General features: G+C 60.2%; 23 protein-coding genes. 16 read left to right on the top strand and 7 right to left on the bottom strand.

Translation table 11 applies throughout. The features are described from left to right. Positions 1-144 precede the first annotated feature (144 nt). Positions 145-723, top strand: a complete 579-nt coding sequence (locus tag GTU76_RS24265; RefSeq protein WP_180699777.1) for an acyl carrier protein phosphodiesterase — start codon at positions 145-147, stop codon at positions 721-723. A 112-nt stretch (positions 724-835) separates the two neighbouring features. Here the strand turns inward: GTU76_RS24265 and GTU76_RS24270 are convergent, their stop codons facing one another. After that, entirely contained in the window at positions 836-1,630 is a 795-nt protein-coding gene (locus tag GTU76_RS24270; RefSeq protein ID WP_175555137.1) for a lysophospholipid acyltransferase family protein, read from the bottom strand. Then, positions 1,630-2,385 (bottom strand): L-ornithine N(alpha)-acyltransferase, encoded by a 756-nt coding sequence (gene olsB, locus GTU76_RS24275; protein WP_007916280.1) that lies wholly within the window; start codon positions 2,383-2,385, stop codon positions 1,630-1,632. Before olsB ends, GTU76_RS24270 begins: the two co-directional genes overlap by 1 nt. A 153-nt stretch (positions 2,386-2,538) precedes the next feature. Here olsB and GTU76_RS24280 point away from each other — a divergent pair, with 153 nt between their 5' ends. From GTU76_RS24280 to GTU76_RS24300, 5 genes are all read left to right on the top strand, one after another. Beyond that, on the top strand, positions 2,539-3,417 hold the full coding sequence (locus tag GTU76_RS24280; protein WP_180699778.1) for an acyl-CoA dehydrogenase middle domain-containing protein: 879 nt from the start codon (positions 2,539-2,541) through the stop codon (positions 3,415-3,417). Positions 3,418-3,583: 166 nt separating this feature from the next. Further along, a complete protein-coding gene (locus tag GTU76_RS24285) occupies positions 3,584-4,657 on the top strand; it encodes a serine hydrolase domain-containing protein (protein WP_180699779.1) in 1,074 nt (357 codons plus the stop codon). Continuing rightward, positions 4,654-4,950, top strand: coding sequence for an amidase (locus GTU76_RS24290; protein ID WP_180699780.1), 297 nt, complete (start codon positions 4,654-4,656; stop codon positions 4,948-4,950). The genes GTU76_RS24285 and GTU76_RS24290 overlap by 4 nt, the downstream gene beginning before the upstream one ends. A gap of 184 nt (positions 4,951-5,134) precedes the next feature. Then, on the top strand, positions 5,135-5,725 hold the full coding sequence (locus tag GTU76_RS24295) for a YceI family protein (protein WP_180699781.1): 591 nt from the start codon (positions 5,135-5,137) through the stop codon (positions 5,723-5,725). Between the two features lies 1 nt (position 5,726). Continuing rightward, positions 5,727-6,884: a phospholipase D-like domain-containing protein gene (locus GTU76_RS24300; protein WP_016982796.1), complete on the top strand. Its 1,158-nt coding sequence runs from the start codon at positions 5,727-5,729 to the stop codon at positions 6,882-6,884. Between the two features lie 129 nt (positions 6,885-7,013). Here GTU76_RS24300 and bglX read toward each other — a convergent pair whose 3' ends face one another. Further along, on the bottom strand, positions 7,014-9,305 hold the full coding sequence (gene bglX / locus GTU76_RS24305; RefSeq protein WP_016982795.1) for a beta-glucosidase BglX: 2,292 nt from the start codon (positions 9,303-9,305) through the stop codon (positions 7,014-7,016). A gap of 262 nt (positions 9,306-9,567) precedes the next feature. On the opposite strand from bglX, the gene GTU76_RS24310 reads away from it, so the two are divergent. The 4 genes from GTU76_RS24310 (at position 9,568) to GTU76_RS24325 (ending at position 13,102) form a co-directional block, all read left to right on the top strand. Next, a complete protein-coding gene (locus GTU76_RS24310; RefSeq protein ID WP_016982794.1) occupies positions 9,568-10,176 on the top strand; it encodes a LemA family protein in 609 nt (202 codons plus the stop codon). 13 nt (positions 10,177-10,189) lie between these two features. Continuing rightward, positions 10,190-10,945 (top strand): TPM domain-containing protein, encoded by a 756-nt coding sequence (locus tag GTU76_RS24315; protein ID WP_016982793.1) that lies wholly within the window; start codon positions 10,190-10,192, stop codon positions 10,943-10,945. Between the two features lie 33 nt (positions 10,946-10,978). Beyond that, on the top strand, positions 10,979-11,596 hold the full coding sequence (locus GTU76_RS24320) for a TPM domain-containing protein (RefSeq protein WP_150647023.1): 618 nt from the start codon (positions 10,979-10,981) through the stop codon (positions 11,594-11,596). 288 nt (positions 11,597-11,884) lie between these two features. Further along, on the top strand, positions 11,885-13,102 hold the full coding sequence (locus GTU76_RS24325; protein WP_016982792.1) for a class I SAM-dependent methyltransferase: 1,218 nt from the start codon (positions 11,885-11,887) through the stop codon (positions 13,100-13,102). A gap of 66 nt (positions 13,103-13,168) precedes the next feature. Here the strand turns inward: GTU76_RS24325 and GTU76_RS24330 are convergent, their stop codons facing one another. After that, complete coding sequence (locus GTU76_RS24330) at positions 13,169-14,074, bottom strand: DMT family transporter (RefSeq protein WP_180699782.1); 906 nt, start codon at positions 14,072-14,074, stop codon at positions 13,169-13,171. Between the two features lie 279 nt (positions 14,075-14,353). On the opposite strand from GTU76_RS24330, the gene GTU76_RS24335 reads away from it, so the two are divergent. From GTU76_RS24335 to GTU76_RS24345, 3 genes are all read left to right on the top strand, one after another. Further along, positions 14,354-14,935: a DJ-1/PfpI family protein gene (locus GTU76_RS24335; protein ID WP_116028833.1), complete on the top strand. Its 582-nt coding sequence runs from the start codon at positions 14,354-14,356 to the stop codon at positions 14,933-14,935. 13 nt (positions 14,936-14,948) lie between these two features. Continuing rightward, on the top strand, positions 14,949-15,254 hold the full coding sequence (locus GTU76_RS24340; protein ID WP_095119157.1) for a ribbon-helix-helix domain-containing protein: 306 nt from the start codon (positions 14,949-14,951) through the stop codon (positions 15,252-15,254). A 183-nt stretch (positions 15,255-15,437) separates the two neighbouring features. Next, the gene (locus GTU76_RS24345) at positions 15,438-15,782 is read left to right on the top strand and encodes a YegP family protein (RefSeq protein ID WP_180699783.1); all 345 of its coding nucleotides are present in this window, start codon (positions 15,438-15,440) and stop codon (positions 15,780-15,782) included. A gap of 129 nt (positions 15,783-15,911) precedes the next feature. Here GTU76_RS24345 and GTU76_RS24350 read toward each other — a convergent pair whose 3' ends face one another. Both GTU76_RS24350 and GTU76_RS24355 read right to left on the bottom strand, forming a co-directional pair. Next, on the bottom strand, positions 15,912-16,793 hold the full coding sequence (locus tag GTU76_RS24350) for a dihydrodipicolinate synthase family protein (protein ID WP_180699784.1): 882 nt from the start codon (positions 16,791-16,793) through the stop codon (positions 15,912-15,914). Between the two features lie 22 nt (positions 16,794-16,815). After that, positions 16,816-17,598 carry an aldolase gene (locus GTU76_RS24355; protein WP_007911518.1) on the bottom strand — a complete coding sequence of 261 codons (783 nt, stop codon included), beginning with the start codon at positions 17,596-17,598 and terminating at the stop codon, positions 16,816-16,818. A gap of 106 nt (positions 17,599-17,704) precedes the next feature. On the opposite strand from GTU76_RS24355, the gene GTU76_RS24360 reads away from it, so the two are divergent. Then, the gene (locus GTU76_RS24360) at positions 17,705-18,247 is read left to right on the top strand and encodes a helix-turn-helix domain-containing protein (protein WP_095119153.1); all 543 of its coding nucleotides are present in this window, start codon (positions 17,705-17,707) and stop codon (positions 18,245-18,247) included. A gap of 97 nt (positions 18,248-18,344) precedes the next feature. On the opposite strand, the gene GTU76_RS24365 is transcribed toward GTU76_RS24360, so the two are convergent. Further along, positions 18,345-19,364, bottom strand: coding sequence for a DUF4917 family protein (locus GTU76_RS24365; protein WP_180699785.1), 1,020 nt, complete (start codon positions 19,362-19,364; stop codon positions 18,345-18,347). Positions 19,365-19,519: 155 nt separating this feature from the next. On the opposite strand from GTU76_RS24365, the gene yiaY reads away from it, so the two are divergent. Together yiaY and GTU76_RS24375 are read left to right on the top strand one after the other, a co-directional pair. After that, positions 19,520-20,668 carry an L-threonine dehydrogenase gene (gene yiaY / locus GTU76_RS24370; protein ID WP_180699786.1) on the top strand — a complete coding sequence of 383 codons (1,149 nt, stop codon included), beginning with the start codon at positions 19,520-19,522 and terminating at the stop codon, positions 20,666-20,668. A gap of 68 nt (positions 20,669-20,736) precedes the next feature. Continuing rightward, positions 20,737-21,648 (top strand): LysR family transcriptional regulator, encoded by a 912-nt coding sequence (locus tag GTU76_RS24375; protein WP_180699787.1) that lies wholly within the window; start codon positions 20,737-20,739, stop codon positions 21,646-21,648. The last annotated feature ends 146 nt before the right edge of the window (positions 21,649-21,794 follow it).

Genomic DNA, 21,794 nt, shown 5'->3' on the forward strand with positions numbered 1-21,794 from the left:
GCTATATCGCGATTTGGCGAAATATAAATCGTTAGATCGCGATACACCAATATGATTTTGATCTGACGTCAGCATAAATTGGTATATCGCGTTATAACGATACATGGGTGTATGGCTTATGGGCCGCAGTGCTAAGCTGCGCCCATGAACTATCTCGCACATTTACACCTCGGTGGCCAGCGCCCCGGGCAACTGCTCGGCAGTCTGTATGGCGATTTCGTCAAAGGCCGGCTGCAAGGGCAGTTTGCGCCGGAGGTGGAAGCGGCCATTCAACTGCATCGGCGGATTGACGTGTTCACTGACCGCCATCCGCTGGTGGATATCGCCCTGGGGCGGTTTTCCGACACGCGCCGGCGTTATGCCGGGATCGTCCTCGATGTGTTTTTCGACCACTGCCTGGCGCGTGACTGGAGGCTGTATGCCGATCAGCCGTTGGAGGTTTTCACCGCTGATGTGTATCGGGTGCTGACCCGCGAGCGGGAACTGCCCGAGCGCCTGGCGAAGATCGCCCCGCACATGGTTGCCAATGACTGGTTGGGTTCGTATCAGGAGTTTGAAGTGCTGGAGCAGGTGTTGCGCGGGATCTCGCGGCGACTGACCCGGCCGGAAGAGCTGGCGGGAGCGATGCAGGAATTGCGGCGGTTGTATGAACCGCTGAGTGAAGATTTCGCTTTGTTCTACCCGCAACTCCAGGACTTCGCGCAAAACCCGTCAATGACATAAAACCAATGTGGGAGCGAGCTTGCTCGCGAAGGCGTCGTGTCAGCCAACATCAACTTTGAATGACATACCGCTTTCGCGAGCAAGCTCGCTCCCACAGGGGAGAAGTGTGGTTTCAGGCAGCAATCAATTCGCCGGCGCGACGCGGTTCGGCCGGTTTCGCCACCTCGCCAAACAACGCCTTCTGCACCGCCTGCTGCGCTTCAAACGCCAGCGCCGCACGCTCACGACCCTGACAGGCAATCGGCTTGAGCAGGTGCACTTCAACGTCGCCGCAATCATTGCTGAACAGGCGCATCAGGTGCGAGAGCAGATCATCGTCACCAATAAACGGCGCCAGCCCATCGATCTCTCCATCACGCAGATAACGGATCGCCACCGGTTGCAGCATCACCTCGGAATCAATCGCTGCCGCCAGCAAGCGACCATGAAAGGTGCGCAAAGAACGGCCGTCGGTGGTGGTGCCTTCCGGGAACATCAGCAAGGCGTGATCGGTTTGCAGGTGACGGGTCATCTGCTTGCGGATCAACTGGCTGTCGCCCGAACCGCGACGAATGAACAGGCTGCCGGCCTTCGCCGCGAGCCAACCGGCCACAGGCCAGGTACGCACTTCAGCCTTGGACAGAAACGACAGCGGCGTGAGCATCCCCAGCAGCGGAATATCAGTCCACGACACATGATTGCTGACCCACAGCATCGGCTGTTTCGGCAACTCACCGTGCACCGTCACGCGAAAGGGCAGGGCATTACTCAGGCGCGCCATGAAAAAGCGCGACCAGCGCTGACGCCGTTCCATCGAATGTGCCAAACCAATTCGCTCGAATACGCCGAAGACGCTGGCCATGGTCAAACCCAGCGACACCACCAACAGCACTCGCGCGATCCGCGCGTACACCCGCAACCGGCTCATTACACAGCCGCCTTGAAGTGCTTGGCGTAGCGCGGGCAGAGTTCGTCGCGCTTGAGCAGGATGAACACGTCGGCGACCTGAAAATCTTCGTCCCAGCACGGCTCGCCGCAGATCTTCGCACCCAGACGCATGTAGGCCTTGAGCAGCGGCGGCATTTCGGCGATTACGTTCGATGGAATATCCAGCGTCGGCAGCGGATTTTTCGGCTCGGCGCGCAGGTGTTCGGTGCACAGATAACGTTCGCGCAGGCGCTGCATGATCGCGTGGGCCTGAATGCCGCCGTCCTGCATCGGGATGCTCGCGCAACCCATCAGATAGCTGTAGCCGCCCTGATTCAATACTTCCGCCAACTCGCCCCACAACACCGCGATGGTGCCACCGTTGCGGTACGCCGGGTCGACGCAGGTGCGGCCGATTTCGAGGATCGGGCCTTGCAGATGCGCCAGACCGTGCAGGCTGAACTCTTCTTCGCTGTAGAACTTGCCCAGGCTGCTGGCGGCGGTGTGATCAAGCAAACGCGTAGTCGCCACCAAACGGCCGGTGTTCAGATCACGCACGCCAATGTGGCTGCAGTGAACATCATAATCATCCATGTCCAGACCCAGTTCCGCGCCTTTCAGCTTGGCGTTGAACTCGCCGCTGAAGACGTTGAAGCGCAGGGCCTGGGCTTGCTGCAGAGCCTCGGCGCCGATCAGGCGTTCGGCTTGCAGGCGGCGTTCATTGCCGGTGTCGCTGATGCGGGCGATCTGAGTCATGTGAATCTCCGTACGGGCCTTTAACCCGTCGTGGGTTGCAGCCGATCGACTTTCTTTATGCAGCCGTGTTGTGCAAAGTCAGGCTATGTAGCCCCGGTGTCATCGCCATGAACGTTCGGTGATGCTTATATGACAGCCCACAAGGAGCCTCTTATGCCCTGGCCAGATCTGCTGCACAGCCGTGAACGATTGTCCGCCGTTGCTGATCTGGCTGAGGGTTTTGCGACGTTGTTGCAGCAACTGGGCAACGTCACGCCGTTCGAATTGGCGGTCGCGGGCGGGCGGCGGATGGCGACGCCGGGGCTGGCGTTTCTGGTCGGTTACCAAGCGGCGTTGCGTATGTTGTGGCCGAGTGCGCCGCTGAGCCTTGGCGCTTTGTGTGCGACCGAACAGCGCAGTTTGCGTCCGGCGGACATGCAGACGCGGCTGAGTGAATTGCGCCTGAGCGGGCGCAAGGATTTCGTCACCGCCGGCGATGCCGCGGACTGGCTGTTGATCGCTGCTCGCAGTGAAGAGCCCGGCGAAAGTCCGCGTCTGAGTCTGGCCGTGGTCTATCCCGGCGAGCCCGGTGTGACCGTCGAGAAATTGCCGGCGCTGCCGTTGATGCCGGACATCAGTCATGGCCGGTTGGAGCTTGATGGCGCGTTGTGTGAGCTGCTGGCGGGGGATGGTTGGGATGCTTACGTCAAACCGTTCCGCACGCTGGAAGATGTCTATGTGCTGAGCGCGATGACTGCGTGGCTGTATGGCGTCGGGCAGGACAGTGACTGGCCGCAGGCGTTGCAGTTGCGATTGCTGGCGTTGTTGGCCGGGTGCGCGGAGGCCAGCCGACAACCGCCGAACAATCCCGCCGGGCATGTGTTGTTGGGTGGGTTGTTTGCGCAGTTTGAGGCGTTGGAGGGGGAGGTGAGTCAGGCGTTGGCTGACGGGCCGGCAGAATGGGCGCAGATGTGGCAGCGCGATCAGGGGGTGATGCAGTTGGCGGCGGGGGCTCGGGCCAAACGCTTGGCCAGGGCTTTGGCGCAGGCTTGACTGGCCTCTTCGCGAGCAAGCTCGCTCCCACAGTTTGATGGCATTCTAACTGAAGGAACTCGGTCAACTGTGGGTGCGAGCTTGCTCGCGAAAGCGATCTAATCATCACCACACATCTGTCATAAACCCCGACTAGTCTCAGCAGGTTCTCCCAAGAGCCCTCACCATGTACAAAGGCCTGTCGCTGTTTCTGCTGCTGATCAGCTTCACCGTTCACGCCGAACAATGGCCGGGTGAAGAATGGCCAACCGGCACGACGATCACCGATACCGGAGCGCTGGATAATTACGCCTTCCCACCCCGCGACGACACAACCCGCAAAGGCATCCGCACCGACGCACTGCTGATCATCCGCGACGGCCAGATCCTCTACGAACGCTACGCCGGCCCGACCACCGAGCAAACCCCGCACCTGACCTGGTCGATCAGCAAAAGCCTGATGGCCACCGTCCTCGGTGTGGCGTATGGCGAAGGCCTGTTCAAGCTTGACGATCCCGCCGCAAAGTTTTACCCGCCACTGACCAAACACCCGACGATAAAAATCGCCGACCTGCTGCACTGGGCCTCCGGCATCGACTGGCAGGAAGACTATGAATATGCCCCGCTGAAATCCTCGGTGGTGGCGATGCTCTATACCCGTGGCCATCGCGACATGGCTGCATTTACCGCTGAGCACGACACCTACGCCGAATCGGGGCAGGCCTTCCGTTATTCCAGTGGCGACAGCAATCTTTTGGCGGCAGCGTTGAAAAACATCGTCGGCCCACAGCGTTATCCGGATTACCCGTGGACGGCATTGTTCGAGCCGTTAGGCATCCATCACGCCGTGTGGGAAACCGATGCCAGCGGCACGTTTGTCGCGTCTTCTTATGCCTATCTCACCGCGCGGGATCTGGCGCGGGTCGGTTTGTTGATGGCCCGCGACGGGCGCTGGAATGATCGGCAACTGCTGCCCAAAGATTGGCTCGCGTTCAACCTTAAACCCTTCGCAGGTTACAAGGCCCATCAGGACGAAGCCGTGCCCGGCGGCCACTGGTGGCTCAATCGCTCCGTCGATGGCGCCGCATCACCGTGGCCCGATGCACCGCCCGACACCTTCGCTGCCCTTGGCCACTGGGGCCAGGCGCTGTACGTGATCCCCAGCGAGAAACTGGTGATCGTGCGATATGGCGATGATCGCGACGGTAGCTATCGTCACAACGAATTGCTTAAACGTGTGCTGAAGGCGGTGCGCCCATGAAGCGCTTTTTGCTGTTGCTGCTTGTTTTGCTGCTCGGCTGGGTCGTTTACGAGCGCGAAAACCTGTGGGCCTTCCCCGACATCATCAGCGCCTACACCGCCAAGGAATACTGCTCCTGCCGTTATGTGATGAACAACGATGCCGAGTATTGCCGTGGCTACGTAAAACAATGGCTGCCGACCAGCCAGTTCACCGATGACAGCGCCAGCAAAACCATCACCGTCAGCGGCATGGGCCGCAGCAACCGTGCCCAGTGGCAAAGCGAACGCCAGGGCTGTCGCCTAAATCCCTGAAAACACCCGATTGTTTTTTGTGGGAGCGAGCCTGCTCGCGAATGCAATAGCAGGCGCACCTACTCTGTTGTAGCCGATGACGCCTTCGCGAGCAGGCTCGCTCCCACCGGGTGTGATCTTCAGTTTGCAATAACCGCTTGGGCGGTTAAGGTTCGTGCAGGTTTATCGGCCCCATGAGTGTTCAATGTTCAACCGCTCCCTCTGTGCAACCCTGTCCAGCCTGCTGCTCGCCGCCGTCGCGCTGCCGGCGCAGGCCAATTGGTACCTGGACGGCGAGTCGTCGCGGCTGTCGTTCGTCAGCACGAAAAACGCCAATGTCTCCGAAGTGCAGCGCTTTCTGGTGCTGCACGGTAAGGTCGATCCCGATGGTCGCGCCGAAGTCGAAGTCGAGCTGGACTCGATCAACAGCGGCATCCCGCTGCGCGATGAGCGCATGCGCAAGGAGCTGTTTCAGATCGAGCAATTCCCCGAAGCGACCATCACCACCCAGATTGACCTGCGCCCGATCAACGATCTGGCCCCCGGTGCGCAGCTGGAATTACGTCTGCCGTTGACCGTCAATCTGCACGGCAAGCAACACGAATACCCCGCCGAACTGCTGGCGACGCGTCTGGATGACCGCCGTTTTCAAGTGGTCACCCTGGAACCGCTGGTGATCAACGCCGAGGATTTCGACCTTGTGCCGGGGCTGGAAAGCCTGCGCAAACTCGCCGATCTATCGGCCATCAGTCTGTCGGTGCCGGTGGGTGCGGTGCTGATCTTCACGGCGCGCTGACATGCGCGGCGCGGTGTTTCCGTGGCGCGACGGCAACCGTTTCGAGCTGCTGATCGACGGCCCGCAATTCTTCCCGCGCATGCTTGAGCAGATTGCCGGCGCGCAGGAGCAGATCGAGCTGGAGTTGTATCTGGTCGAGGCGGGCGCCTGTGCCGAAACCATCGTGCAGGCGCTGGTGCTGGCGGCCGAACGCGGTGTGCGCGTGCGGTGCCTGTTTGATGATTACGGCAGCCTGGCGTTTACCCTCAATCTGCGTCAGCGCCTGACTCATGCCGGGGTTGAGCTGCGCTTTTACAATCGCCTGAACTGGCGGCGCTGGGTCGGTAATTTCTATCGGGATCACCGCAAATTGTTGCTGGTCGATCAGCGTCTGGCGGTGGTCGGCGGCACCGGTGTCACCGATGAGTTCTGGACGCCGGGCCACGACACCAGCGAGTGGCACGAAGTGATGGTCGAGATCAGCGGCCCACTGGTGATCGACTGGCAATTGCTGTTTGATCGTCAGTGGATCGCCAACCGCTATCGTCGCGCCTGGCGTCCGGCCGCGCATTTTGGCCTGCCACGGTTACCCCGCGTGCCGGACAAGGGCGAGGGCATGGGCCGCGTGGCGTATGCCGATGCCCGCCAGCATCGCGACATTCTGCAATCGCTGTTCCGCGCTTTGAACAGCGGGCAAAAACGCATCTGGATGGCCACACCGTATTTCCTGCCGACCTGGAAAATCCGTCGCTCCCTGCGCAAGGCGGCGGCGCGCGGAGTCGATGTGCGGCTACTGCTGACCGGGCCGCGCACCGATCACCCGTCGGTGCGTTACGCCGGGCATCGCTACTATCCGCGACTGCTCAAGGCCGGGGTGCAGATCTTCGAATACCAGCCGTGTTTTCTGCATCTGAAAATGGTGCTGGTGGACGATTGGGTGAGCATCGGTTCATGCAACTTCGACCACTGGAACCTGCGTTTCAATCTGGAGGCGAATCTTGAGGCGCTGGATCCGTCGTTGACGGCAGCGGTGCAGGCGAGTTTTGTGAAGGACTTCGGGCTGAGTCAGCAGGTGAGTCTGGAAGAGTGGCAGCGCCGGCCGTTGTGGCGGCGGGTGAAGCAGCGGGTGTGGGGCTGGGTGGATCGGGTGGTCGTCAACATCCTCGATAGACGCGGGTAGTCAGTCCCCTTAAACCACTGTGGGAGCGAGCTTGCTCGCGAATGCGGCCTGACAGTCAACATCAATGTTGAATGTGATGGCCTCTTCGCGAGCAAGCTCGCTCCCACAGGGTTTTGCGGTTGCTTGCGGTTACAGCAACTCGAAGCTCTGCTGCGTCACGTCCTGCGAATCCAGGCCGATCTGCACGTTGAACTTGCCGGGCTCGGCCGCGTACTTGAGCTGGGCGTTGTAGAACTTCAGGTCATCCTCGCTGATGGTGAAATGCACGACTTTCTGTTCACCGGCCTTGAGCATGATTTTCTGGAAGTTCTTCAGTTCTTTCACCGGGCGGATCATCGAGCCGGTGACGTCCTGAATGTACAACTGCACCACGGTTTCGCCGTCACGCTTGCCGGTGTTTTTCACCATGACGCTGGCGTCGAGCTTGCCGGTGGCGTTCAGGGTGGTCGACGACAGGGCCATGTCGCTCAGGGCAAAGTTGGTGTAGCTCAGGCCATAACCGAACGGGAACAGCGGCCCGGTGGTGTCATCGAAATACTGCGAGGTGTAGTTGCCCGGTTTGCCCGGCGTGAACGGCCGGCCAATGCTCAGGTGGTTGTAGTACGTCGGGATCTGGCCCACGGAGCGCGGGAAGGTCACCGGCAATTTGCCCGACGGGTTGTAGTCGCCGAACAGCACGTCAGCGATGGCGTTGCCGCCCTCGGTGCCGCTGAACCAGGTTTCCAGAATCGCGTCAGCCGACTGGTTCTCTTCGAGAATGGTAAGCGGACGGCCGTTCATCAACACCAGTACCAGCGGTTTGCCGGTGGCTTTCAGCGCGCGGATCAACTCGCGCTGGTTTTCCGGGATGTTCAGGTCGGTGCGGCTGGAGGATTCGTGGGACATGCCACGGGACTCGCCCACCGCAGCCACGATCACGTCAGCGTCCTTGGCGGCTTTTACCGCTTCGTCGATCAGCACGTTGGCCGGGCGCGGGTCATCGACCACTTCCGGGGCATCGAAGTTGAGGAAGTTCAGGTAGTCCAACACCTTCTTGTCGCTGGTGATGTTGGCGCCACGGGCGTAGATCAGGTTCGCCTTGTCGCCGATCACCGAGTTCATGCCGTCGAACAGGGTCACCGATTGCGCCGGTTTACCCGCTGCTGCCCAACTGCCCATCATGTCGATCGGCGCTTTGGCCAACGGGCCGACCAGCATGACTTTTGCGTCTTTCTTCAGCGGCAGCGTTTCGTTCTGGTTCTTCAGCAACACCATGCTGCGCCGCGCGACTTCGCGGGCCTCGGCGCGGTGCAGACGGCTCTCGGCGTAGGTGTCGGCCGGATCATCTTCAGCCTTGCCGATGCGCAAGTACGGGTCCTTGAACAGGCCCATGTCGTACTTGGCTGCGAGGACTTCGCGCACGGCGTTGTCGATGTCTTTCTGCTCGATCTCGCCAGACTTGAGCAGCCCCGGCAGCTCTTTGCCGTACAGGGTGTCGTTCATGCTCATGTCGATGCCGGCCTTGATTGCCAGCTTCGCCGCTTCACGACCGTCGCGGGCGACGCCATGCTTGATCAGTTCGAAAATCGCGCCGTGGTCACTGACCGCCAGGCCTTTGAAGCCCCAGTCGCGACGCAGCAGATCGTTCATCAGCCAGGTGTTGGCCGTGGCCGGAATGCCGTTGATCGAGTTCAGCGCAACCATCACACCGCCGGCGCCGGCATCAATCGCGGCGCGGTACGGTGGCAGGTAGTCCTGGTACATCTTCACCGGACTCATGTCGACGGTGTTGTAGTCGCGGCCGCCCTCGACCGCGCCGTACAGGGCGAAGTGCTTGACGCTGGCCATGATGCTGTCGGCGGCGCTCGGGGTGGCGCCCTGATAGGCGCGCACCATGACGCCGGCGATGCGCGAGGTCAGGTAGGTGTCTTCACCGAAACCTTCGGAGCTGCGGCCCCAGCGTGGGTCGCGGGAGATGTCGACCATCGGCGCGAAGGTGATGTCGAGGCTGTCGGCGGCGGCTTCTTTCGCGGCCACGCGTCCGGACTGGCCGATGGCGTCCATGTCCCAGCTCGACGCGAGGGCCAGTGGAATCGGGAAAATCGTACGGTGACCGTGGATCACGTCGTAGGCGAAAAACATCGGAATCTTCAGGCGACTGCGCATGGCAGCGTCCTGCATCGGACGGTTTTCCGGACGGGTGATCGAGTTGAACGTGCCGCCGATGTTGCCGGCGGCGATCTCTTTGCGGATCAGCTCGCGAGGCATTTCCGGGCCGATGCTGATCAGGCGCAACTGGCCGATCTTTTCATCGAGGGTCATCTGGTTCATCAGATTGCTGATGAACGCATCCTTGTTTTCCAGGGGTACCGGGGTCGTGGCGGCCAATACTTGATGACTGGCCAGGCTGACGAACAGACCCAGCAAACACAGCTTCTTCATGAATATTTTTCTCAAGGGCCCAAACGGCGAGGTAACGCCGGCCAGCCAAAATTTAGGGAGCGACTATTGTTGTTCGGGTGCAGGCTCAAAAAAGCAGAGCCAAAAACGACAGCCGACACTGCGGCAGCGTGATCGCGCAGGGCACTTTTTAGCCCATTGGCGCGTCGTAATCCAGCGGCGCGGCCGATTATGCCCCAAGAGCCGGCGGAGAATGTTTCGCGCTCGGTTTTTATAATGAAATGTGCCAAGGAGCATCACTGCGATGAATGTAAGCCCAACCAATCGCTCGCGTTTGCAGGTCGCCACACTGCTGGTGCTGGCCACGCTGTTGACCGCGTGCGGCATCAACAATATCCCGACCCTCGACGAACAGGCCAAAGCCGCGTGGGGCCAGGTGCAGAACCAGTACCAGCGCCGCGCCGACCTGATCCCTAACCTGGTGGAAACGGTGAAGGGTTACGCCAAGCATGAAGAGCAAACCTTGACCGCAGTGATCGAGGCGCGGGCGAAAGCCACGTCGATCCAGGTGGATGCCAGCACCCTCGACAATCCCGAGAAACTCAAGCAATTCCAGCAGGCGCAGGACCAACTGACCGGCGCATTGAGCCGCCTGATGGTGGTGTCCGAGCGCTATCCGGATCTGAAGGCCAACCAGAACTTCCTCGCCCTGCAATCGCAACTTGAGGGCACGGAAAACCGCATTGCTGTGGCGCGTCGCGATTTCATTCTGGCGGTGCAGAAATACAACACCGAAATTCGCACCTTCCCCGGTCGCCTCTGGCACAGCGTGATGTACAGCGACCTGCCGATCCGCGAAACCTTCGAAGCCACCACGCCCGGCGCGGAAAAGGCCCCGGAAGTGAAATTCTGATTCGAGGTTGTCCATGCGCGTGTTGAAAATGGGCCTGGTGCTGATGCTGTTGCTGTTCGCCATCAGCGCCCGGGCCGAGTTGACGTTCCCGGCGCTGAGCGGGCGGGTGGTGGATGAAGCGCAGATGATCGAGCCGTCCGTGCGCGCACAACTGAGCCAGCAGTTGCAGGCCCACGAGCAGGCGACCGGCGAGCAATTGGTTGTGGTCACCGTGCCGGATTTGCAAGGCACAACCATTGAGGACTTCGGCGTTCAGCTCGGTCGACATTGGGCCATCGGCCAGAAGGACAAGAACAACGGTGCGCTGCTGATCGTCGCCCGTGACGAGCGCAAACTGCGCATTGAAGTCGGTTATGGTCTGGAAGACCGGCTGACTGACGCGCAGACTTCGGTGATCATCCATCAAGTCATCACGCCTGCGTTCAAAAGCGGAAATTTCAGCAAAGGCATTAGCGACGGCGTCGCGGCAATGTTGGTGGTGCTCGGTGGCAATCCGCTGGATGAGCCGTCGACGGTATATGAATCCAGCGGTGATCCGTCCGATGATTTCATCTCGCGGCACCCTGCATTGTTCGTGTTTTTGGTGATGTTGTTCATCCTGACGGTGTTTGTCTGCCAGATGCTCGGTATCCTGCCTGCCGGCCGGGGTGGCTCCGGAGGAGGGGGCGGCTTTGGCGGTGGTGGTGGATTTGGCGGCGGCGGTGGAGGCGGGGGCTTCAGCGGCGGCGGGGGCAGTTTCGGCGGCGGCGGTTCGTCCGGCGGCTGGTGAGATCAGAAGAATAATGAGCAGGCACTTTTCAACATGGCACTACTGACCGAACACGAACAACGCAAAGTCGCCGAGGCGATTGCCCGGGTCGAGCGCGACACCGACGCCGAACTGGTGACGGTACTCGCCGCCCGCGCAGATGACTACGCGTACATCCCGCTGTTGTGGGCGAGCCTTTTGGCGCTGGTGGTGCCGGGGGTCGTGCACTACCTGACCGGGTGGTTGACCATGCACAGCTTGCTGCTGGTGCAGTGGGGGGCGTTTATCGTGCTGTGCCTGCTGTTTCGTTTGCCGAAAATCACCACGCATTTGATACCGCGCCGCGTGCGGCATTGGCGCGCGTCGAACCTGGCACGCCGGCAGTTTCTCGAACAGAACCTGCATCACACGGTGGGCAGTACCGGCATGCTGATTTTTGTCTGTGAGGCGGAGCGGTATGTGGAGATTCTGGTGGATGAAGGGATTTCCAAACGGCTCGACAATAAATCCTGGGATGCAATTGTTGCTGCGTTTACCGAGCAGGTGCGGCAGGGGCGCACGCTGGAAGGGTTTGTGACGTGTATCGAGGCGTGTGGGGAGTTGCTGAAAGTGCATGTGCCGGTGACGCAGGTGAGGAATGAGTTGCCGAATCGGTTGATTGTGCTGGGGTAACACCTGGATTATTCGTCGACGCTGAGATCCAGCCCCTCACCCCAGCCCTCTCCCAATGGGAGAGGGGGAAAGGGAGCAGATCGGGGACCCTTCAAACCTGAGTTCGGCTCGGTTTTTCAGGTCGGTGTAACTCGTGAAAACACCTCGGTCAGTCCCCTCTACCTCTGGGAGAGGGCTAGGGTGAGGGTGCTTCTAACAACCGTTGGGTAAATAAGAGCGTGTCCCCAACCCCCATCCCCCCTAAAATACCCGCCATTCCCGATTTCGCCCGTCCGAGGCCGCTTTTCCATGTCCGTTACTGCACCTGCCACCAAGCCCGCGCCCGATCACCACGCCCAGTTCATCGAGCTGCTGCAAACCAGTCTCGAACAGAACGGCTTCATCAAACTGGTGCTGGCCAAATACGTCGGTGAAGAGGCGGAACTGCAGCGGGTCATCATCAAACCGGTGACGGTCAAAGCGCAGCCGAACCTGTCGTTCGTCTATCGCTACAAAACCCGCGACATCACCAAAAACCTGCCCTTGGTTGACGGTGTGACGGCGATTGCCGAGCTGTTGCCAGCCTCATTCAAGAATGCGCATTTACTCGCGGTGACTGACGAAGCCCAGCTCGAATACAGCAAAAAGGGCAAGCCTTCGCTGTTCAAGAGCAAACCTCAGCAATTGCGTGAGGCGCCGTCAGCCGAGCACAACCGCGAGAAAAACCGCTTCCTTGAGTTGAGCCGGCCATTCCTCAAGGACCTCGGTGTGACCAACGCGCAACACGAGCTGATCCCGGCGATGTCGCGCAAGTGGAAGCAGATCAACAAGTTCATCGAAGTGTTCAGCCATGCCCTGACGTCGTCGCCGCTGGCGCTGGAGCAACCGGTACGTGTGGCGGATTTCGGTTCGGGCAAGGGCTATCTGACGTTCGCGATTCACGATTACCTGCGCAACACGCTCAAGGCTGAAGGCGAAGTCACCGGCGTCGAGCTGCGTGAGGAAATGGTCAACCTGTGCAACGCCGCGGCGGCAAAACTCGATCATCCGGGGCTGGTATTCAAATGCGGTGACGTGCGCAGCGTGGCGCCGAGCGAGCTGGACGTGATGATCGCCCTGCATGCCTGCGACATCGCCACTGACTATGCGATCCACACCGGTATCCGCTCCGGCGCATCGATCATCATGTGCTCGCCGTGCTGCCACAAACAGATCCGTTTACAGATACAGAGCCCGGCACTGCTCAAGCCGATGCTGCAATACGGTTTGCACTTGGGCCAGCAGGCGGAAATGGTCACCGACAGCTTGCGCGCATTGTTCCTTGAGGCCTGCGGGTATGAGACCAAGGTCTTCGAGTTCATCTCGCTGGAACACACCAACAAGAACAAGATGATTCTGGCGGTGAAGCGCGCCGAGCCGGTCGACCCGGCTCAGCTGTTGGTGAAGATCGAAGAGTTGAAAGCCTTCTACAACATCAGCGAGCACTGCCTGGAAACCCTGCTGCGCGCCGACGGCTACCTCGTCTGACACAAAACCCTGTGGGAGCGAGCTTGCTCGCGAAGGGGCCATAACAGCCAACATCATCGTTGACTGTCAATCCGCCTTCGCGAGCAAGCTCGCTCCCGCATTTGACTTCACCGCGGTTTTGCGACCGAGCATGACGGTGGCAATCACGCCACACGCAAACACCCAGGTAATCGGCTCGACATGTTCACCAAAGAACAACGCCGAAAAGGCGATGGTGAAGAAAATCTGCAACAACTGGATCTGACTGACCCGAGCGATCCCGCCCATGGCCAACCCGGCGTACCAGGCAAAGAAACCGAAAAACTGCGAAAACAACGCCACATAACCAAACGCCCACCAGGTCTTGGCCGACACCGCGCCCTGATGTTGCAGCGCCAGGTACAACACCGGCCCGAGCAACAGCGGCGTCGACAGCACCAGCGCCCAGCAGATCACCTGCCAGCCGCCCATCTCCTTGGCCAAGCGGCCGCCCTCGGCATAGCCCAGCCCACCGACGGCAATCGCGCCGAGCATCAGCAGATCACCCGCTTGAATGCTGCCGGCCCCCGTATACAACGCATAGCCGAGCACCAACGCACTGCCCAGCGCCGCGCAGGCCCAGAAGGCTTTCGACGGACGTTCGTGGGACAACCATGCGGCATACAGCGCCACGCACAGCGGTTGCAGGCCATTGACCAGCGCACCGTGGGACGCCGGCAAGGTTTGCATGGCCCACGCCGACAACACCGGAAAACCCAGAATCACCCCGGCGATCACCAGGCTCAGGCCTTTGACCTGCTGCCAGCTCGGCCACTTCTCGCGGCGCCATAACAGAAGCAGCGCCGCCGGAATTGCTGCGAACAGTGCGCGGCCCAAACCGTTGAGCAGCGGATGCAGTTCCTGCACCACGATGCGGGTGAAGGGCAGGGTGAGACTGAAAATCACCACGCCGAGCAGGCCGAGGGCCATGCCGGTGTTTTCGCGCGAGGACATGAGGGGAGACCAGAATCGTAGGGAATTGGAAGGTGTCCTCATCTAGCCATAATCCGCGAATTTCGGGATGTTACAGCTAGGCACGGACTTAGGCGTACAGTTTGAAGGTCCCTTCGCGAGCAAGCTCGCTCCCACAGGAGAATGCATTCCAAATGTGGGAGCGAGCTTGCTCGCGAAGAACGATGACGTGGTCTCTCAGGTAGTAGCCGGTTGTTACCCGACCTCGCGGATAAGGTCTACCTTCAATACTCCCAAGCATTCCCCAGAGGAGTCCTCCCCATGGCTGCGAAAAAGATTCTGATGCTGGTCGGCGATTACGTCGAAGACTACGAAGTGATGGTGCCGTTCCAGGCTTTGCAAATGGTCGGGCACACCGTCCACGCCGTGTGCCCGGACAAGGCTGCCGGCAAAACCGTGCGCACCGCGATCCATGATTTCGAAGGCGATCAGACCTACAGCGAAAAACCCGGTCACCTGTTCGCCCTCAACTTCGACTTCGCCAAGGTCAACGAAGCCGATTACGACGCGCTGCTGATCCCCGGCGGCCGTGCGCCGGAGTACCTGCGCCTCAACGAAAAAGTCCTCGACCTGGTGCGTGCCTTCGACAAGGCCGGCAAACCGATTGCCGCCGTCTGCCACGGTGCGCAATTGCTCGCGGCGGCGGGTGTACTTGAAGGCCGCGAATGCAGCGCCTATCCGGCTTGCGCGCCGGAAGTGCGACTGGCGGGCGGTACGTACATCGACATTCCAGTGACGGACGGCCACGTTCAAGGCAATCTGGCCACAGCCCCGGCATGGCCGGCGCATCCGAACTGGCTGGCCGGGTTCCTCGGTTTGCTCGGCACCAAAATAACCCTGTAACGAGGATTCGCCGATGTGCGAGCTCTACGTCAAGGCTGACCCGATTCTCTACGAATCTCGCTCGCGTTCGCTGCGCATCTGCGGCGTGGTGACGACGTTGCGCCTGGAGAATCAGTTCTGGGACATCCTCAGCGAAATCGCCGAGGTCGATGGCATGACCACCAACCAGTTGATCGCCAAGCTGTATGAAGAGGTAATGGATTATCGCGGGGAGGTGGTTAATTTTGCCTCGTTCCTGCGGGTGAGTTGTACGCGCTATCTGAGTCAGCGGCGGGTGAGTACGCCGGAGTTGTCGGTGGTGCGGGCGGTGGTGAAATAGCCAGCATCGCAGTGACCCTTTCGCGAGCAAGCTCGCTCCCACTTTCGACCGCGTTCTGCAACTGAAATGCGGTCCCATGTGGGAGCGAGCTTGCTCGCGAAGGGGCCGGTACAGGCGACAGAAGTCTGGGGCTGGTCTTTACTCATTTGCGCGAAGTCTCTCAATCGCCAAGGAGCAACGAGCATGTCCGGATGGTACGAACTCAGTAAAAGCAGCAACGGCCAGTTCAGGTTCGTGCTGAAAGCGGCGAATGCCGAAACGATTCTGACCAGCGAGCTGTACACCACTCGCGCAGCGGCCGACGGCGGCATCGCGGCGGTGCAAACCAACAGCCCGCTGGATGAGCGCTACGAGAAGAAGTCGACGAAGGACGGCCACCCGTACTTCAACCTGAAAGCGGCCAATCATCAGATCATCGGCAGCAGCGAATCCTATTCATCGGAGGCGGCGTGCGATAAAGGCATTGCCAGTGTGAAGGCGAACGGACCGAGCAAAGTGATCAAGGACAAGACCTTGCCGGTGCTCTAAATTCACCACATTCCTTTGTAGGAGTGAGCCTGCTCGCGATAGCGGTGGGTCAGTCGATACATGATCAGCTGATCCACCGCTATCGCGAGCAGGCTCACTCCTACATTGTTTTTTGTGGTGTCAGTGAGATCAGCGCAGGGATTTCAGGATCGTTTGCAGCTGCGTTTGGCCCGTTTCACTCAGCGGAAATACCGGCAAACGTGGATCGCCCGATTCAAGCCCGGTCTGCCGCAACCCAGCCTTGATCGTCGCCGGCAAGCCACCCTTGAGGATGAAATCCAGCAGCGGCAACTGGCGATAGAACAAATCCCGCGCGCGATCCAGATCCCCAGCCATGGCGGCCTCATACAAATCCAGGTTCAGCTGCGGGATCAAGTTCGGCGCCGCTGTGCACCAGCCTTTCGCCCCGGCGGCAAACGCTTCCAGTGCCAGCGGATTGCAGCCGTTGTAGAACGGCACCTGACCTTCGCCGAGCAATTGCAGCTTGTGCATGCGCTGAATATCGCCGGTGCTCTCCTTGACCATGGTTACGTTTTCCACGCTGTTGACGATGCGCAGAATCAAATCAACCGACATGTCGGTGCCGCTGGTGGCGGGGTTGTTGTAGAGCATGATCGGCACGCCGATGCTCTCGCCGATGGCGCGGTAGTGGGCGAGGATTTCTGCCTCAGTGAGCTTCCAGTACGAGGCGGGCAGCACCATCACCACATCGGCGCCGTGGGCTTCAGCGAAACGCGCGCGGCGTATGGCTTTGGCGGTGGTCAGGTCAGACACGCTGACGATGGTTGGCACGCGTTTGGCCACGTGTTTGATGCTGAATTCGGCAACCTGATCCCACTCCGCATCGCTCAGGTAGGCGCCTTCGCCGGTGCTGCCCAGTGGTGCAATGGCGTGGACGCCGCTGTCGATCAAACGATCGATCGATTGGCCGAGCGCGGGCAGATCCAGCCCTTCGCCATTGGCGCCGAACGGGGTGATGGTGTAGCCGATAATGCCGTGAATAGTGGACATGGGAATTTCTCCGTAACAGGTTTCAGTTCAGGCAATCGGCGTGTTGGCGCAGGTTCTGCCGAGCGTAATAGTTGAAGGCGGCGGCGTGGCGTTTCGGCTTGGCGATCCAGTCATGCGCCTCGCGGCCCAGCTCGGGAATGATCGGCTTGATCGTGCCAGCGGCCATCGCCAGCAGTTGCAGTTTGGCCGCGCGCTCGATCAGTTGGGCGATGACACAGGCCTCCTCAATCGTCGTACCGGTCGACAACTGACCGTGGTGCGAAAGCAGAATTGCGCGTTTGTCGCCCAGCGCACCGGCAATCAACTCGCCCTCTTCATTGCCCACCGGCACGCCCGGCCAGCCTTCGAGAAATGCGCAGTCGTCGTACAGCGGGCACAAATCCATGTGGGAAATCTGCAGTGGCACTTCCAGCATCGACAGCGCCGCCACGTGGGTCGGGTGAGTGTGGATGATGCAGTTCACATCCGGACGGGCGCGGTACACCCAGCTGTGGAAACGGTTGGCCGGATTGGCCATGCCGTGACCTTCGAGGACTTCCAGATCCTCGTTGACCAGCAGCAGATTGCTCGCAGTGATTTCGTCGAAACCCAGGCCCAGTTGCTGAGTGTAATAGGTGCCGGGCTGCGGGCCACGAGCGGTGATTTGTCCGGCCAGACCGGAGTCATGACCGTTCTCGAATAGAATCCGGCACGTCAGGGCCAGCTTTTGCCGGTCCGTCCACGTATTATCCGCCAGGCTTTTTTGCATCTGGGTCAGCGCTTGCTTGACCAGTTGGTCTTTGGGTAGTGCTAATGTCTTGGCCATGTCTGTGTCCTTTGGGTGAGAGCAAATGACACGAAAGAGGCTATATGACACAAAGTGTCATTGGCAAGCACAAATCGTCGCTTCCTTGCTGGAATAACCGCCGCGCATGTCTATCCGTTTGAAATTATTGAGAAAAAAACTTGGCGTAACCCTTGAGGCACTGGCCGAAAAATCCGGCATGACCAAGAGTTATCTGTCCAAAGTCGAACGCGGGCTGAACACCCCGTCGATTGCTGCCGCGTTGAAACTGGCGAAAGCGCTGAATGTAAAAGTCGAGGAATTGTTCTCCGAAGACAACGTCAGCCTCGACAGCTACAGCCTGGTGCGCAGCCACGAACGCCAGTCACTGGCAGCGAATGATCAGAGCCCCGGGTATGCCGTGTTGGCCCATCAGGTCAGCGAACGCAACCTGCTGCCGTTCATCATCTACCCGCCGAGCGAGTTCACTGACAAAACCTTCAAGGAGCATATGGGCGAGGAGTTTCTGTTCGTCCACGAAGGGCAGGTCGAAGTGGATTTCATGAACGAGAAGGTGCTGCTGGAGCGCGGCGACGCGCTGCACTTCAATGCGCAGAAACCGCACCGGATCAGATCGGTCGGGGATGTGCAGGCGCAGTTGCTGGTGGTGGTGCACAGCGCCGAAGAATGAACCTTAGAGTCAAAAGATCGCAGCCTTCGGCAGCTCCTACAGGGGAACGCATTCCAACTGTAGGAGCTGCCGAAGGCTGCGATCTTTTGATCTTGCTTTAAACCTCGACGGGCACCGACAACTTCGGATTCCCCAACGCATGGCTCTTCGCATCAAAAAACCGCAACTCCACACCCGTCCCCTCGAACACCTTCGCGTAATGCCGTTTCTGATGCTGAACAAACGCCGCACTGCGCGGATAAATCGAGATCGCCAGCGTCGCAGGTTTCGCCAAGCGAAGCGCCCGCACGATGTGCGCATCCTGCTCGCCCAAGGCATGACCAAAGATGCACAAACCGCCGCCATGCCCCAGCAATTGCGCATAACAGAACGACAGATAATCCGAACTGCGAATGGTCTTGAGCTTGTCCGCACTCGGCCCTTCGGTAACGAACAGCGGCACGTCATCCAGTGTCTTGATCGTATTGTTGATCGCGAAACTGCCGAGCAATGTGCCTTCGGTTGAGGTCAGTTTGCGCGCGGTGCCGTCCTGATTGCGCACCAGGTGCAGACCGCCATGCAGGTACAGCAAGCGCGGTTTGCCGGTGGCAGTTTCGCTCACATCAAAACTGGCATTCGGGCCGTTGAACAGGTCGTCGATGGCCTCGCTGTGGTGCTGCAGCGCCCAGTAGTTGAGCAAGTCGTAATTGGTGGTGAACACCGTGCGATAGCGCGCCAGTTCTTCATTCAAAACCTTCAGCGTCGAAGGCTTCACCAGTCGCCACGGAATGTGCACGGCGTGCACGGTGTTGATCAGCGCTTCCTTGATCGCGTAGTAACGATTGCGCGGCGCCGCCGAGCTGACAGCCAACGCCTTGTTGACCCGGCTGGTGGTTTTCAGCGCGCCGAGCACCTGTTCGAAACTGCGCGTCTGCATCGCGTCGAACACCGCCAGTTCCGATGGGCTCAGCGGTTTTTCTTCGACGGTGCGGGCGTTCTCGAACAGCGAGTCATAGCCGAAGTCGTCCCAGACCGCGCGGCTGGCCCCGTTGCCCACCAGCAAGCCACTGAAGTCAGTTGCGGCGCGCAGGGCGTTCCAGTCTTCGAGGGTGGCGTCGACATCGAGAAAATCGGTCATTGCGTAGGCGGTCTCAAAACAAAGGGGCTGATGGGCGGCGACTTTATCACGAGCGGGCATTGAGCCAGATCAACATCCGCCGTGACCGATCGGTCGATGCTGTGTCTATCCGCCGAACCGGAGCAGTCGATTCGGCCCCTGTCAGGAGATGCACGATGAGCAGCACCTTTTTCATTCCGGCGGTCAACATCATGGGCAGTGGCTGCCTCGACGAAGCCATGGTCGCGATCCGCAACTACGGTTTTCGCAAGGCACTGATCGTCACCGACGCCGGGCTGGCCAAGGCTGGCGTGGCCACGATGGTTGCCGAGAAACTGGCGATGCAGGACATCGATTCGGTGATCTTCGACGGCGCCAAACCGAACCCGAGCATCGCCAACGTCGAATCGGGTCTGGGCCTGCTCAAGGAAAGTCGCTGCGATTTCGTCGTGTCGCTGGGCGGTGGTTCGCCGCACGACTGCGCCAAAGGCATTGCCCTGTGCGCGACCAACGGTGGGCAGATCAGCGATTACGAAGGCGTCGATCAATCGAGCAAACCGCAACTGCCGCTGATCGCCATCAACACCACCGCCGGCACCGCCAGCGAGATGACCCGCTTCTGCATCATCACCGATGAATCGCGCCACGTGAAAATGGCCATCGTCGACCGCAACGTCACGCCGCTGCTGTCGGTCAATGACCCGGAGCTGATGGTCGCCATGCCCAAAGGTCTGACCGCCGCCACTGGCATGGACGCGCTGACCCACGCCATCGAAGCCTATGTCTCGACGGCCGCCAACCCGATCACCGACGCTTGCGCGCTGAAAGCCATGACCCTGATCAGCAACAACCTGCGCCTGGCCGTGCGCGACGGCAGCGACCTCGCCGCGCGGGAAAACATGGCGTACGCGCAGTTCCTCGCCGGCATGGCTTTCAACAATGCCTCGCTCGGTTACGTGCATGCGATGGCGCATCAGTTGGGCGGTTTCTACGACCTGCCCCATGGCGTGTGCAATGCCGTGCTGCTGCCCCATGTGCAGACGTTCAATGCGCTGGTCTGTGCCGAGCGGCTGACCGATGTTGCCCACGCGATGGGCGCCGACATTCGTGGTTGCAGTCCGGAAGAAGGCGCGCAAGCGGCCGTCACCGCCATTCGTTGTCTGGCCAAAGACGTCGAAATTCCCGGCGGATTACGTGAACTCGGCGCCAAACTCGCCGACATCCCGCTACTCGCCAGCAATGCCCTGAAGGACGCCTGCGGGCTGACCAATCCACGGGCGGCGGATCAACGCCAGATCGAGGAGATCTTCCGCAACGCGTTCTGAGACGGGTACAGCGATGGCGAACGGCGTTATGCTCAAGGCCCGTTCGCGCCAGCCTAGCCGAGTCTCGCATGCTGCAAAAAAGCCTGATCCGCCGCCTCGACCTGATCACCCTGCAACTGTTTGTCGCTGTCCACGAAGAGGGCACGCTGACCCGTGCCGCCTCGCGCGAAGCCATCGCGGTGTCGGCAGCGAGCAAGCGGCTGATGGAGCTGGAAGAGGCACTCGGGATCAGCCTGTTCGTGCGCCAGGCCAAGGGCATGACCCTGACCCCGGCCGGGGAAACCTTGCTGCACCATGCCCGGCAGATGCTGTTCAACGTCGAGAAAATGGGTCTGGAGCTCGGCGAACACAGCCACGGTGTGCGCGGCTATGTGCGCATGCTGGCGAACCTCTCGGCGATCATTCAGTTCCTGCCCGAAGACCTGCGCGACTTTTCCGCGCAGCATCCGCAGGTCAAGACCGACCTTGAAGAACGGCCCAGCGCCGGGGTGATTCAGGGCGTGCTCGATGGCGTGGCGGATCTCGGTATCTGTTCCAGCGACAGCGACACCAAAGGTCTGCACAGCGTGTTGTACCGTCAGGACAAACTGGTGGTGGTGATGCTGCCGGAACATCCGTTGGCCGCGCGTCAATTGGTGGCGTTCGGCGAAACCCTGGACAGTGATTACGTCGGTTTGCACGCGGCCAGTTCAATCAACATGCGCACTCACGCGGCGGCGCGTCAGGCCGGTAAAGTCCTGCGTATTCGTATTCATGTACCGGGGTTCGATGCGGTGTGCCGGATGGTCCAGGCCAACATGGGCATCGGCATTTTGCCGCAGCGCGCGTATGAACTGTTTGGTCAGGCGCTGGGGTTGCGCGCGGTGTCGTTGACGGATGACTGGTCGGATCGCGCGTTGATTGTGGTGGTGCGCGATGAGGCGGGGTTGTCGCCGGTAAGCCGGTTGTTGTTTGAGCATTTGCGGGGGCAGGGCGCTTAGATCTTCAGTGAATGTCCCGGCCTCTTCGCGAGCAAGCTCGCTTGTATGGTAGGACTTGAAGGGAGGAGGAGGGACAAGGCTCGATTCTGACTGTTAGCGCAGTACAGACCGTGGGAGATTTCACCCTCCTCCTTTCACCCAAGCGC

The organism is Pseudomonas crudilactis, from assembly GCF_013433315.1.
GTDB classification, from domain to species: domain Bacteria; phylum Pseudomonadota; class Gammaproteobacteria; order Pseudomonadales; family Pseudomonadaceae; genus Aquipseudomonas; species Aquipseudomonas crudilactis.